The organism is Microbacterium sp. NPDC055455 (assembly GCF_053619935.1).
In genome coordinates this window covers 246,680-259,887 of record NZ_JBSHLB010000005.1, presented here as the reverse complement: position 1 = coordinate 259,887, position 13,208 = coordinate 246,680, and the positions used below count along the sequence as shown (strand labels likewise).

The following is a 13,208-nucleotide window of genomic DNA, read 5'->3' as shown; positions in this document are numbered from 1 at the left end:
CCGGCGTGGCGCCCGCGACCTCCGATGCTGTGCCCGGCTAGGACGCGGCCCGGCGATCCCGCCGTGCCAGGAAGATGACGAAGCCCAGCGCCACGAGGGCGGTGAGGCACAGCAGGCTGAGCCCGATCGTGTAGCTGTGGGCCTCCGCGTTGTACGTCGCGCCCATGACGAGCGGCGGGAAGTAGCCGCCGAGTCCGCCGGCGGCGCCGACGATGCCGGTGACCGTGCCGACCCGTTCGGAGGGGGCGCGCTGCGCGACCCACGTGAACACCGCGCCGGTGCCGAGGCCGAGGAACAGGGCCATCAGCACGAACGATGCTCCCGCCGCCAGCTCGGGAGGCGGCTGGAGGGCGATCACGACGGCCATCACCGCGGCGCCGCCGAGCGAGATGCTGAGCACGGTCGCCGGTCCGATGCGGTCCGACAGCCAGCCGCCGACGGGCCGGGCGATCACCGCCGCGATCGCGAAGCCCGCGGTGCGCGCGCCGGCGTCGGCGAGGTCGTACCCGTAGACCTCTTTGAGGTAGGTCGGCAGGTACGTCGAGAAGGCCACGAAGCCGCCGAACGTCACCGCGTACAGGAACGCCATCTGCCACGTGACGGCGAGCTTCGACGCGGCCTTGAGCTTCGGCATGACCGGCGCGGTGTTCGGCTTCCACAGCGGCGAGTCACGCATGAACAGCCACACGATGACCGCGACCACCAGAAGGGCGACAGCGATGATGATGTGCGTCGCGACGTAGCCGAACCACGCGACCATGCGCGGGGTGAAGAACGACGACAGCGCGGTGCCGCCCATACCGGCGCCGAAGAGGCCCGTGGCGAAGCCGCGTTTGGCGGGCTCGTACCAGGCGTTGACGAAGGGGATGCCGATCGCGAAGGTCGTGCCGGCGATACCGAGCAGAAAGCCGAAGGCGATCATGAGCGCGTAGGACCCCCACACGCCCGCCAGTGCGACGAGCACGACGGGCACGGCCGACGCCGCGGTCAGGATCGTGAACATGAGTCGGCCGCCGAACCGATCGGTGAACGCGCCGGTGAGGATGCGGCCGAGCGAACCGACCAGCACCGGTGTCGCGATGAGGAGCGAGGCCTCCGTCGACGTCAGTCCCATCTCGGCGGTGTACTGCACCGCGAGCGGCGCGACCATGTTCCACGCCCAGAACGTGATGGTGAACGCCAGCAGGGCGAGGAGGAGGTTCTTCGTGCGGCCCGGAAGCTCCCGAGTGCCCGTCGCGGCGGTGGCGGCAGCATCCGTGGTCATCGTCGTCCTCCGGTCTTGCCCGTGGTCGAGGCCTTGCGGTCGGGAGTGCGGTCGGTGGTGCCCACGGGCGCCCAGCCGCGGCGGATGCCGCGCGCCGTCGTCGGTCGCCCGTCACGCGAGCGGTAGACGATGTACGGGCGGAACAGGTAGTGCACCGGCGCCGTGAATGCGTGCACGAGCCGCGTGAACGGCCAGATCATGAAGAGCACCATGCCGATGACGGTGTGGATCTGGAAGTCGAGCGTCGCATGGCTCATCGCCGCGATGTCCGGCTGGAACACGAACAGCGACCGGAACCACGGGGCCACCGTCTCGCGGTACGTCGTCTCGTGCGGCGGGCCGATGACGCTCAGCACCGTCGTGGCCAGGCCCGCGACGATCGCCGCCACCAGCACGACGTACATGGTCTTGTCGTTCTTCGTCGTCGCCATGAACACCGGTCCGGTGGTGCGGCGGCGGTAGATCAGGATGCCGACCCCGACGAGCGTGGCGAAGCCGGCCACCGTCCCCAGGCCGAGCGCGGCGAGGTGGTACATGTCCTCCGAGACGCCGAGCGCGTCGGTCCACGCTTTCGGGATGACGAGCCCCACGACGTGCCCGATGATCACGACGAGGATCCCGAAGTGGAACAGCGGCGAGCCGATGCGCAGCAGCCGCGACTCGTACAGCTGCGAGGAGCGCGTCGTCCAGCCGAACTGGTCGTAGCGGTAGCGCCAGACCGTGCCGCCGATGAGCACCGCGACCATGAGGTACGGCAGGATGCCCCACAGGAAGAGCTCCATCAGCGCCTCCCGACCGGCTCGAGCGGCAGGAGCCGCGGGTCATGCGCGTCGAGCCCGACCGACTCGCGCGGCGGTCCGGCGGCGGCCATCGCCATCGCCTGCTGGCGGTCCGCGGGGGAGCGGCCGGGGAGGGTGTCGCACACCGCGGCCACCACGCCGGCGTACGGCGACCCGCGCTCGCCGAGCGCCAGCCGGATGAGCTCCAGGCTCGGGCGATACTCCTGCAGCAGGGCGGCCCCCTCGCCGGGCGCATGCCGGGCGAACTCGAGCACGAGCGGCAGGAAGTCGGGCAGCTCGCCCGTGCCGTCGATCGCCAGCCCCGCTTCGCGGTAGCGGCGCTTCAGATCGGCCAGCACGGCACCGCGCCGGCGGGTGTCGCCGTCGGTCCAGTAGCTGAGATACAGCGCGTGGCGACGCGACATGTCGAACGTGTCGACGTACGCGGCCTGCACGTCGGCGGCCGGGGTGTTCGCCCACCATTCGAGCACAGGGGCGAAGGATGCCGCGGCCCGCGGCGCCGCTTCGCTCACGGCCCGGCCGATCAGCGCCGACGACCCCAGCACGCCGTCGTCGGGGTAGCTCAGGCACAGCGACGCCGCCTGGTAGACCACCCGGACGTTCACGGAGCGCCTCCGGCAGCGGCATCCGTCCCCTGATCCCGAGGGGGGAACAGGCCGGGCGGCGCGCCGTTGCCGTCCCAGTTCAGGAGATTGACACGGCCTCGCAGCGACTCGTCGCTCGCCGCGGCGTCGGAGGTCTGTCGCTCCTTGAGGGCATGGAAGGTCTCGACCGCGACCGGCACCGGCCGGCCGCTGGCCTCGCCGAACATGCCCGGCTCGTTGCCGTACGGCCCGCCGTCGAAGTCGAGCGAGCACCCGAGCTCCTCGAGCTCGTGCGCCCGCTCGTAGTGGGCGGTCGGGATCACGTAGCGGTCCTCGTACTTCGCGATCGCGAGGAGCCGGTACATCGCGTAGATCGACTCGCCGGTCATGCCGACCGCCGCGGGGATGGACTCGTCGCGCTCGCGGTCGAGCGTGATGTCGCGCAGGTACGAGCGCATGGCCGCCAGGCGCCACAGGACGCCGGTGATGACGTCGGTGTCGCCGGCGGTGAAGAGCTCGGCGAGGTACTCGACCGGGATGCGCAGCGCCTCGATGGCTCCGAACAGCGTGCCGGCGGCCTCCGAGTCGTGGCCCTGGTCGCGCAGCAGGTCGACGATCGGCGACAGCGGCGGGATGTACCAGACCATCGGCATCGTCCGGTACTCGGGGTGCAGCGGCAGCGCCACCTTGTAGGTCTTCGCCAGGGCGTAGACGGGGGAGCGGCGGGCGGCATCCATCCAGTCCTCGGGGATGTCGCCCTGCGCGCGGGCCGCCGCGATCACCTCGGGGTCGTTAGGGTCCAGCATGAGGTCGAGCTGCGCCTCGTAGAGATCCTTCGGATCGGGCGTGGAGGCAGCCTCGGTGACGCGGTCGGCGTCGTAGAGGAACAGGCCGAGGTAGCGCAGTCGTCCGACGCACGTCTCGGAGCAGACCGTCGGGATGCCGACCTCGAGGCGCGGGTAGCACAGCGTGCACTTCTCGGCCTTGCCGGTCTTGTGGTTGAAGTAGATCTTCTTGTACGGGCAGCCGGTGATGCACTGGCGCCAGCCGCGGCAGCGGTCCTGATCGACGAGCACGATGCCGTCCTCGGCGCGCTTGTAGATCGCGCCCGACGGGCACGAAGCCATGCACGACGGATTGAGACAGTGCTCGCAGATCCGGGGCAGGTAGAACATGAACGTCTTCTCGAACTGCAGCTTGATCTTGTCTTCCGACTCGCGCCGCACGCGCTGGACGATGGGATCGAGGTGTCCCATCTCCGAGGCCCCGCCGAGGTCGTCGTCCCAGTTCGCCGACCACGTGATCTTCGTGTCCTCGCCGGTGATGAGGGACTTCGGCCGGGCGACCGGGAAGTCGTCGCCCAGGGGCGCGTCGATGAGCGTCTCGTAGTCGTAGGTCCAGGGCTCGTAGTAGTCCTCGAGCTTCGGCTGCACGGGCGAGGAGAAGATCGTGAGCAGGCGCTTCAGGCGGCTGCCTGTGCGCAGCGACAGCCGGCCGCGCTTGTTGAGCGTCCAGCCGCCGCGCCACTGCTCTTGGTCCTCGTAGCGGCGGGGATAGCCCTGACCGGGGCGCGTCTCGACGTTGTTGAACCACACGTACTCGGTGCCCGCCCGGTTCGTCCACGCCTGCTTGCACGTGACCGAGCAGGTGTGGCATCCGATGCACTTGTCCAGGTTCATCACCATGCCCATCTGGGCCATCACGCGCATCAGAACACCACCTCCTGCGAGCGGCGGCGCACCGTCGCCACCATGTCGCGCTGGTTCCCCGTCGGTCCCAGATAGTTGAACGCGTACGACAGCTGCGCGTACCCGCCGATGAGGTGCGTGGGCTTGACCAGCAGCCTCGTGACGGAATTGTGGATGCCGCCGCGCCGGCCGGTCGCCTCGGACTTGGGCACGTCGATCGTGCGCTCCTGCGCGTGGTGCACGTAGACCACGCCCGTGGGCATGCGGTGCGACACGACCGCCCGCGCCACGAGCACGCCGTTCGAGTTGACGCACTCGACCCAGTCGTTGTCGGCGGCGCCGATGGCCGCAGCATCCGCGGGGCTCATCCACACCGTCGGGCCGCCGCGCGACAGCGACAGCATGAAGAGGTTGTCCTGGTACTCCGAGTGGATCGACCACTTGGAGTGCGGAGTGAGGTAGCGCACCACCACCTGCTGCGCACCGTCCGGACCGAGCCTGGGCTCGCCGAACAGCCGGTGCATGTCCAGGGGCGGGCGGTAGATCGGCAGCGCCTCGCCGAGATCGCGCATCCACGCGTGGTCGAGGTAGAAGTGCATGCGGCCGGTGAGGGTGTGGAACGGCTTCAGGCGCTCGATGTTCACCGTGAACGGCGCATACCGCCGCCCGCCGGTCTCGGAGCCCGACCACTCCGGTGACGTGATCACCGGCACAGGCGCCGCCTGCGTCATCGCGAACGTGATCCGCTTCTCCTCGGAGCCCTCGGCGAGGTCGGCGAGGGGCTTGCCGACGCGCTTCTCCAGCGTGCGGAACCCCTGGGCGGCCAGCTCGCCGTTGGTCGTGCCCGAGAAGGCGAGGATCGCCTCGGCCATCTTGACGTCGGTGTCCATCGCGGGGCGGCCGTCGGCCGCGCCGCCGAGCATCACCCCGTTCTTCTGCGCCAGTCGCACGGCCTCGTGCGCGACGTCGTAGGTCACGTTCTTGATCGTGAACCCGAGCGTGTCGGCCAGCGGCCCGACGGCGGCGAGCTTGTCGGCGATCGCGGTGTAGTCCCGTTCGACCATCGTGAACTGCGGCATGGTCCTGCCCGGGACGCCGGCGCCGTCGCCGCGCGCCCAGTCGCGCACCTCCCCGCCCGGCTGCGACGTCTCACCGGGCGTGTCGTGCTGCATCGGCACCGACACCAGGTCGCGGCGGGTGCCGAGGTGGGTGCGCGCCTGCGCCGAGAACTCCTCGGCGATCGCGTGGAACAGGTCGAAGTCGCTCTTCGCCTCCCAGGGCGGGTCGATCGCCGGGGTGAACGCGTGCACGAACGGGTGCATGTCGGTCGACGACAGGTCGTGCTTCTCGTACCACGTGGCCGCGGGGAAGACGACGTCCGACAGCAGGGTCGTCGAGGTCATGCGGAAGTCGGCCGACACCAGCAGGTCGAGCTTGCCCTCGGGGATCTCGTCGCGCCAGGCGACGTCGTTCGGCCGCACGCTCGCCTCGTCGGTGGCCATGACGTTGCTGTGCGTGCCGAGCAGGTACTTCAGGAAGTACTCGTTGCCCTTCGCGCTGGAGCCCATGAGGTTGGACCGCCACAGCGTGAGCAGACGCGGCCAGTTCTGCGGGGCGTCGACGTCGGAGATCGCCGGCTGCAGGTCGCCGGACTGGAGCTGCGAGGCGACGAAGGATGCCGCATCCGCCGCCTCCCCGTTCGCCACCGCCGCATCGGCGCGATCGGCGAGGTCGAGCGGGTTGACGTCGAACTGCGGGTAGAACGGCATCCAGCCCAGGCGCGCGGACTGGGCGATCGTGTCGGCGGTGTGCATGCCGGCGAGGTTGCCCTCGGCCAGGGGCGAGGCGAGGGCGTCGGCGGAGTACCCGTCGAAGCGCCACTGGTCGGTGTGCATGTACCAGTAGGCCGTGCCGATCATCGTGCGGGGCGGCCTGGACCAGTCCAGGGCGTTCGCGAGCGAGAGCCAGCCCGTGATCGGGCGGCATTTCTCCTGCCCGACGTAGTGCGCCCAGCCGCCGCCGTTGCGGCCCATCGACCCCGTCAGGATCAGCAGCGCGAGGATCGCCCGGTACGTGGCATCCCCGTGGAACCACTGGCAGATCCCGGCGCCCATGATGATCATCGAGCGGCCGCCGGACTCGACGGCGTTGGCTGCGAACTCCCGCGCGATGCGTGTGCACGCCTGCGCGGGCACGCCGGTGATCTCCTCCTGCCAGGCGGGCGTGTACGGCGTCTCGGCGTCGTCGAGCCCCGACGGCCATTCGCCGGGCAGCCCGTCGCGCGCGACGCCGTACTGGGCGAGCATGAGGTCGAGCACGGTCGTGACGAGGATGCCGTCGACGCGGGTCGCGGGAACCCCGCGGCGCAGCACCCCGCCCGACCCGTCCGCCGAGTCGAAGCGGGGGAGCAGCACCTCGACCGGCTCGCCCGGCGTGCCGAGGTCGGCGATCGACAGCGCCGGCTCGACGCCCTCGAGATCGAGGTTCCAGCGGCCCTCACCCGACGCGGCGTACCGGAAGCCCATCGATCCGTTGGGGACGCGCGGTCCGCCGGTCGCGGCATCCAGCACCACCGTCTTCCACGCGTCCTCGGGGGTGTCGCCGCCGAGGTCCTTCGAAGTGAGGAACCTCCCCGGCACGAAGGCGCCGTCTCGCTCGACGAGACGGACGAGGTGGGGGAGGTCGGTGTACTGCCGGGCGAAGTCGGCGAAGAACGGCACACGGCGGTCGACGTAGTTCTCCTTCAGCACGACGTGCCCCATCGCCATCGCCAGCGCCGCGTCGGTGCCCGCCTGGCAGGGCAGCCACTCGTCGGCGAACTTCGTGTTGTCGGCGTAGTCGGGGCTCACCGTCACGACCTTCGTGCCGCGATAGCGCACCTCCGCCATCCAGTGCGCGTCGGGCGTGCGGGTGACGGGCACGTTCGAGCCCCACATCATGAGGTACGTGGCGTCCCACCAGTCGCCGGACTCGGGAACGTCCGTCTGATCGCCGAAGACCTGCGGGCTCGCGACGGGCAGGTCGGCGTACCAGTCGTAGAACGACGTCATGACCCCGCCGACCAGCTGCGTGAAGCGCGTGCCGATGCAGTGCGAGACCATCGACATCGCCGGGATGGGCGAGAAGCCGGCGACCCGGTCGGGTCCGTACTCCTTGATGGTGTGGACGTAGCCGGCCGCGACGAGCTCGACCGCCTCGTGCCACGACGCGCGCACGAGCCCGCCCTTGCCGCGGGCCCGCTGATAGCGGCGGCGCCTCTCGGGGTCCTTCGTGATCTCGCCGAACGCTTCGACGGGGTCGTTGCCGCGCGCCTTGGCGGCCCGGTACTCCTCGAGCAGCACGCCGCGGACGTACGGGTAGCGGACGCGGGTCGGCGAGTAGGTGTACCACGAGAACGCAGCCCCGCGGGGGCAGCCGCGGGGCTCGTACTCGGGACGGTCGGGCCCGACGCTCGGGTAGTCGGTCTCCTGGGCCTCCCACGTGATGATGCCGTCCTTGACGTACACCTTCCACGAACACGAGCCCGTGCAGTTCACGCCGTGCGTCGAGCGCACGACCTTGTCGTGACTCCATCGGTCGCGGTAGAAGGCGTCGCCCTCGCGCCCGCCCTCCAGGAACGCCGCGCGGTGATCGGCGGTCTGGTCCCATCTGGTGAAGAAGCGCGCTGCCGCCAGCAGCGCATCGGAAGCCGGCCCGTCCACACCGATCTGGGGCGTCATGCCACGGACCCTAGCGAATGGCCTGCCCAACGCGCCAGAGGGGCGGGCCAGGCGCGTGGCATGCGGCGCGTGGCGCAAGGAGCCGAGACGGCATGGTGCCCCCACAGGGGCTCGAACCCTGGACCCACGGATTAACCTGCTGCACTGAGTTTCCCCAGCCACCGTCTCCGGCTTGCAGTCTGGACTATATCTTCACCTTCGGCCGGGCCGGTCAGGTGCGCCGCGTGTAGTCTCTGAGGTTCCCTTGCGGTTACCTGCTGATTGCCCAATCCCTCGGATTTTCACTGCCAGGTGTCGTTCAGACACGTGGCGAGTACCTCGGGCTATCAGGGTGTTCCAGCATATAGCGGCGGTCATCCGACGCATTTCTGCGCCGGCGCTCCATTTTGTTGTTGAAGTCCGTTGCTCTAACCAACTGAGCTATAGGGGCGTTCCCACCCTAGCAATGCCTCTTGGTACCGGGCACGTCGGTGGCCCGCTCTACCATCGGCGGTGTGCTCCGGACGAAGGCAGGCGAGGAGGGTGACGAGGTGCTCAAGCGCTGCGGAACCTGCCATCAGGTCAAGCCGCTGGCCGATTTCAACCGTAAGTCCGCTCGTCCCGACGGCCTCCAGGAGGTTTGCCGAGACTGCAATCGCGAATCCTCCCGCGCATACTATGCGCGCAACCGTGAGCGGCACGTACAGGTCATCGTCGCGCGCACGGCGAGGCGTCGCATGGAATCCAAGGTCTTCCTCGCCGACTACCTCGCGGAGCATGCCTGCGTCGATTGCGGCAACACCGATCTCCGGGTCCTCGACTTCGATCACCGACCCGGCACGGCGAAGCGGAAGGATGTGATGGCGATGGTGCGCGAGGGCTTCAGCATCGCCAAGATCGAGGAGGAGATCGCCAAGTGCGATGTGCGGTGCCGCAACTGTCACGCGATCGTGACCCTGGAGCGCGGCGGGGCCAACTGGCGTTCTGAGGCGATGCGTCGAGCGAAAAACGGGTAACCGCCGTCAGCGGTTGCCCTTGCCGTTGCCGCTGTTGCTGCCCGGGCCGTTGCCGTTGCCGTTGTTGTTGCCGGGTCCGCTGTTGTCCGTCCCGCCTCCGCCGGTCTCGACCGGCTGCACGTCCTCGGCGGGCGCCTGCTCCACCGGCGCCTGCTCAACGGGAGCGGCCGGCTCCTCTTCGGCCGGTGCTTCCTCGGCGGGCGTATCCTCCGTCGGCGCCGGTGCGGGCTGCTCCTCGGCGGGTGCCGTCGGCGCAGGCTCCGGCAGGGCCGACCATGCGGACGACAGCCAGAGCACCCCGAGGACGAGCCCGAGCACGAGCAGGGCCGCGACGATCGCTCCGATCACCACGGCACGGCGAGAGGGCCGGCGATCCTCGTCCGGGACGGTTGGCAGGACGGATGCCGCGGCATCCGTCTGCGGTGACGCTGCCGCTGCGGCGACGGCGGCGATGCGGGCATCGCGGCGGAGAGCTCCTCGTTCGGCGGGCGTGGCCGCTGCCGCCGCGGGCGTGGGTTGGACGAAGGCCTGGGTGGGGCCGGTGGTGGGATTCGCGGCGACGACGGGAGCTGCAGTCGACGCGGCAACAGGAGTCGCGGCGACAGGCGTCGCGACCGGCGCGGTGGACGGGTCCGCCTTCTCGCGGGCGATGGTGTTCTCCATCGCGGCCAGTCGGGATGCGGCCGATACGACCTCGAGCGCCGTGGGCCGATCGTCCGGGCGGATGGCGGTCATGCCGCGCAGCAGCCCCTGCCATGCCGGGTGCAGGGTCTCCGGGATGCTGGGAGCCGCAGACAGCCGGGCGACGACGGTGCCGATGCCCTCCGCATCGCCGAACGGCCGCTCGCCGGTCAGCGCCTCGATCAGCAGGAGGCCGAACGCGTAGATGTCGGCCGGCGCGGCGGGGACCGCGCCCTGCGCCTGCTCGGGGGCGACGTAGGCCATGGTGCCGACGATGACGCCGGGCGTCGTCACGCGGGCGGAGTCCGTGAGGTACGCGATGCCGAAATCGGCCAGCTTGGCTCGCCACTCCCACCCGGGCCTCGGCGACTCCCAGAGCAGGACGTTCGAGGGCTTGATGTCGCGGTGGACGACCCCGTGCTCGTGCGCGACGTGCAGGCCCTCCGCGACGTCGATCGCGACCGACGCGACGATCCTCGGGTCGACGGGTCCACGGGCGATCAGGTCGCGCAGTGTGATGCCGTCGACGTGCTCCATGACCAGATAGCTGGCGTCGTCCGTGCCGATGCGCGCATCGAAGACCGTGACGAGCGAGTGATGGCTGAGGGAGGCGAGGAGCGTCGTCTCCGACAGCGCCCGCTGGACGGAGTCGATGCCGTCGGTGGGCTCGCGGAAGACCTTGACCGCGACGGAACGCTGGAGGTGCGTGTCGTCGGCGCGGTACACGCGCGCCATTCCGCCCTCGCCGATCCGCTCCTGCAGGACGTAGCGATTGTCCAGCAGTTCGCCTGTCGAGACTTCGCCCGACTCGCGCAGGTCTGTCACATGCCCCTCCCGTCCGGCGTCCGGACCCCTCCGGCGCGACTTCGGACTGCTCTCACGGTAGGCGCACCGCGGAGAAGCCGATAAGGACTTGACGGATGGGCGCGGGCATGCAAGCAGCGCGCCACGAGGCCGCCGACAGAACGTCGGCGGCCTCGCACCCCCCTGCATGCCGGCCGAGGCCGGCGGTCGGTCACTGAGCCGGCGGCATCAGGACCGAGTCGATGAGGTAGACCACGGCGTTGGCGGTCTGGACGCCGCCGCAGATGACGTTGGCGTCGTTGACCATCCACATCTCGCCGTCGCCGGTCACCTCGAGGTCCGCGCCCTGCACGGTCGTGTGGGTCCCGGCGATGTCGGCCGGCTCGATCTGTCCGGGCACCACGTGGTAGGTGAGGATCGACGTCAGCGTCGCGGTGTCCGTCTTGAGCGACTCGATCGTGGCGGGGTCGATCGCGGCGAACGCGTCGTCGACGGGCGCGAACACCGTGAACTCGTCGCCGTTGAGCGTGTCGACGAGGTCGACCTCGGGGTTGAGCTGACCGCTGACCGCCGAGACGAGGGTCGTCAGCAGCGGGTTGTTGGATGCCGCGACCGCGACGGGGTCGGCCGACATGCCCTCGATCGAGCCGGCGCCGTCGGGAACAGCCTCGGCGTAGTCGGCGCAGCCGGGCCCGACCAGATTCCCGGCGGGGTCGGCCGTCATCGGCTCCTCGGTCTCCTCCATGGCGGGCGCCGAGGGCTCGGCGGAGGGCTCGGCCTCCGTCGCGGCGCCCATCGAGCACGCCGACAGTGCGAACGTCGCGGCGACCGCGAGGGTGAGCCCTGCTGAGAGGCGCTTCCTGGTGATGCGAGACATGTCTTCCTCCTGCGTGCGGCCGTCGGGCCGCGATCTGGTGGACCCCGGCGGGGGCGGGCCGCAGAAGCGGCTGCACGGACTGTTCGGAAGGCTTCCCGGATCGGATTGGACGGAATCGGATGCCGCCACCGCCGTGTCAGCGGGGGCGGAAGTGTACTCATTCACGATCGGGCCGTCGCGCGCACCGACAAAGGGGGAGGAGTTTGGCATGCTGGTGGACGTGGTGATCGACGGAATCGACGTGCCGGAGGACGGCACCGAGCCCGTCGACCGCATCGGCGCCCTTCTCCAGCAGGTGGCAGCCGGCGACCAGACGGCGTTCGCGCGCGTGTACGACCTGCTGTCGCCGCGGGTCTTCGGCCTCATCCTCCGCGTCCTCGTGGATCGCTCCCAGAGCGAGGAGGTCCTGCAGGAGGTCTTCCTCGAGGTCTGGCAATCCGCCTCCCGGTTCGCTCCGAACAGAGGGCAAGGGAGGTCGTGGGTGCTCACGATCGCGCATCGCCGGGCCGTCGATCGCGTGCGTTCATCGCAGGCGAGCACGGACCGTGATGTGCGTGCGGGCTTCCGGGACCTGGATGTGGCCCATGACGGGGTCTCCGAGCAGGTCGAGCTGCGCATCGAGGGGGAGAGGGTCGCCAGCGCGCTCTCCGCCCTCCCCGAGGCGCAGCGGGAGGCGCTGACCCTCGCGTATTACGGGGGTTACAGTCAGAGCGAGATCGCGGCCCTGGTGGGCGCGCCGCTGGGGACGGTGAAGACGAGGATGCGGGACGGACTGTCCCGCCTGAGGGTCGAGATGGGGGTGACCGCGTGATGGACGAGCAGGAGTTCGCCGAGCTGGCAGCAGGAGCTGCGCTGAACGCGCTGTCGCCGGCCGATCGCGCGGCATTCGACGTGGCGCGTCGCGAGCACCCGGAGTGGGAGCACTGGGTCCGGGCGGATGCCGCCACCGTCGCCTCGCTCGCCGACGACGTACCGGACGCCCTTCCTCCGCTCACGCTGCGTTCCACGCTGCTCGCGCGCATCGCGACGACCCCGCAGCTTCCGTCGATCGACGCGTCGGTCGCCGCGGCCGCCGCGCCGGTGGGCGCGTGGCCCCGGGCCGGCGCGGAAGAACCTGCGTCGGCCGAGGCGCCCGGCCCCGACGACGACGCACCCGCCGGCGCCCGCGCGCCTGCGCAGCCCGCGGATGCCCCCGCCTCCGGCCGGGCGACGGAGCCTCCGCCCACCACTGCGACGATCCAGGCGGTCTCCCGCCGCAACTGGACGCGGGGCATCGTCGCGCTCGCCGCCTCGATGGTGCTGCTCGTGGCGCTCGGGCTCGGCGCTGCGATGATCAACGACTATCTCAACCGGCCGCCCGCGGTGGTCGCGCTGCAGGAGATCGAAGGGGCGCCCGACGCCCAGTCGGCCACCGTCGACGTCGTCGAGGGCGGCTCCGCGACGGCCCACTGGTCCGAGTCGGTCGGCAAGGCGGTGCTGGTCTCGCAGGGGCTGCCGCAGATCGCCGACGACGAGACCTACGAGATGTGGTTCGTCCGCGACGGGGCGGCCGAGTCGGCCGGCACCTTCGACCCCGAGGGCCTGACCACGACCGCGCTGCTGGACGGCGCCGTCGAGTCGGGTGATGTGATCGCGATCACCGTCGAGCCGCAGGGCGGCTCGCCGACCGGCGAGCCGTCGTCCCAGCCGATCGTGCAGATCCCCACGGCGTGAGCCGCCGACGGGGGATGCGGGTAGCGTGAGGGCGTGGCATCCGCCCGGCAGACGATCCAGACGCTCGCGCACCTGCGCCGCGC

At 70.4% G+C, this 13,208-nt stretch carries 10 protein-coding genes; 3 read left to right on the top strand and 7 right to left on the bottom strand.

Annotated elements, in window-relative coordinates; all coding sequences use genetic code 11:
- Positions 1-37 precede the first annotated feature (37 nt).
- From ACWGUG_RS14710 to ACWGUG_RS14690, 5 genes are read right to left on the bottom strand one after another with little or no spacing between them, the layout of a single operon-like run.
- Entirely contained in the window at positions 38-1,264 is a 1,227-nt protein-coding gene (locus tag ACWGUG_RS14710; RefSeq protein WP_336396725.1) for a nitrate/nitrite transporter, read from the bottom strand.
- The gene (narI, locus tag ACWGUG_RS14705; RefSeq protein WP_336396724.1) at positions 1,261-2,046 is read right to left on the bottom strand and encodes a respiratory nitrate reductase subunit gamma; all 786 of its coding nucleotides are present in this window, start codon (positions 2,044-2,046) and stop codon (positions 1,261-1,263) included. The genes ACWGUG_RS14710 and narI overlap by 4 nt, the downstream gene beginning before the upstream one ends.
- Positions 2,046-2,669, bottom strand: a complete 624-nt coding sequence (narJ, locus tag ACWGUG_RS14700) for a nitrate reductase molybdenum cofactor assembly chaperone (protein WP_336396723.1) — start codon at positions 2,667-2,669, stop codon at positions 2,046-2,048. Before narJ ends, narI begins: the two co-directional genes overlap by 1 nt.
- Positions 2,666-4,357, bottom strand: a complete 1,692-nt coding sequence (gene narH / locus ACWGUG_RS14695) for a nitrate reductase subunit beta (protein ID WP_336396722.1) — start codon at positions 4,355-4,357, stop codon at positions 2,666-2,668. Before narH ends, narJ begins: the two co-directional genes overlap by 4 nt.
- On the bottom strand, positions 4,357-8,055 hold the full coding sequence (locus tag ACWGUG_RS14690) for a nitrate reductase subunit alpha (protein ID WP_452325119.1): 3,699 nt from the start codon (positions 8,053-8,055) through the stop codon (positions 4,357-4,359). The genes narH and ACWGUG_RS14690 overlap by 1 nt, the downstream gene beginning before the upstream one ends.
- 494 nt (positions 8,056-8,549) lie before the next feature.
- Here ACWGUG_RS14690 and ACWGUG_RS14685 point away from each other — a divergent pair, with 494 nt between their 5' ends.
- The gene (locus ACWGUG_RS14685) at positions 8,550-9,050 is read left to right on the top strand and encodes a hypothetical protein (protein ID WP_452325118.1); all 501 of its coding nucleotides are present in this window, start codon (positions 8,550-8,552) and stop codon (positions 9,048-9,050) included.
- A gap of 6 nt (positions 9,051-9,056) precedes the next feature.
- On the opposite strand, the gene ACWGUG_RS14680 is transcribed toward ACWGUG_RS14685, so the two are convergent.
- Both ACWGUG_RS14680 and ACWGUG_RS14675 read right to left on the bottom strand, forming a co-directional pair.
- On the bottom strand, positions 9,057-10,556 hold the full coding sequence (locus tag ACWGUG_RS14680; RefSeq protein ID WP_452325117.1) for a protein kinase domain-containing protein: 1,500 nt from the start codon (positions 10,554-10,556) through the stop codon (positions 9,057-9,059).
- A 190-nt stretch (positions 10,557-10,746) separates the two neighbouring features.
- A complete protein-coding gene (locus ACWGUG_RS14675) occupies positions 10,747-11,412 on the bottom strand; it encodes a fasciclin domain-containing protein (protein WP_336396718.1) in 666 nt (221 codons plus the stop codon).
- 208 nt (positions 11,413-11,620) lie between these two features.
- Between ACWGUG_RS14675 and sigK the strand changes: the two genes are divergently transcribed.
- On the top strand, positions 11,621-12,223 hold the full coding sequence (sigK, locus tag ACWGUG_RS14670; RefSeq protein ID WP_378882030.1) for an ECF RNA polymerase sigma factor SigK: 603 nt from the start codon (positions 11,621-11,623) through the stop codon (positions 12,221-12,223).
- Positions 12,223-13,125 carry an anti-sigma factor gene (locus tag ACWGUG_RS14665; protein ID WP_452325142.1) on the top strand — a complete coding sequence of 301 codons (903 nt, stop codon included), beginning with the start codon at positions 12,223-12,225 and terminating at the stop codon, positions 13,123-13,125. The genes sigK and ACWGUG_RS14665 overlap by 1 nt, the downstream gene beginning before the upstream one ends.
- Positions 13,126-13,208 lie beyond the last annotated feature (83 nt).

What these genes read in the sequence shown, in the direction of transcription:
- ACWGUG_RS14710 (WP_336396725.1), bottom strand. Translation starts at nt 1,264, where the DNA reads ATGACCACGGATGCTGCCGCCACCGCCGCGACGGGCACTCGGGAGCTT.
- narI (WP_336396724.1), bottom strand. Translation starts at nt 2,046, where the DNA reads ATGGAGCTCTTCCTGTGGGGCATCCTGCCGTACCTCATGGTCGCGGTG.
- narH (WP_336396722.1), bottom strand. Translation starts at nt 4,357, where the DNA reads ATGCGCGTGATGGCCCAGATGGGCATGGTGATGAACCTGGACAAGTGC.
- ACWGUG_RS14690 (WP_452325119.1), bottom strand. Translation starts at nt 8,055, where the DNA reads ATGACGCCCCAGATCGGTGTGGACGGGCCGGCTTCCGATGCGCTGCTG.
- ACWGUG_RS14675 (WP_336396718.1), bottom strand. Translation starts at nt 11,412, where the DNA reads ATGTCTCGCATCACCAGGAAGCGCCTCTCAGCAGGGCTCACCCTCGCG.
- sigK (WP_378882030.1), top strand. Translation starts at nt 11,621, where the DNA reads ATGCTGGTGGACGTGGTGATCGACGGAATCGACGTGCCGGAGGACGGC.
- ACWGUG_RS14665 (WP_452325142.1), top strand. Translation starts at nt 12,223, where the DNA reads ATGGACGAGCAGGAGTTCGCCGAGCTGGCAGCAGGAGCTGCGCTGAAC.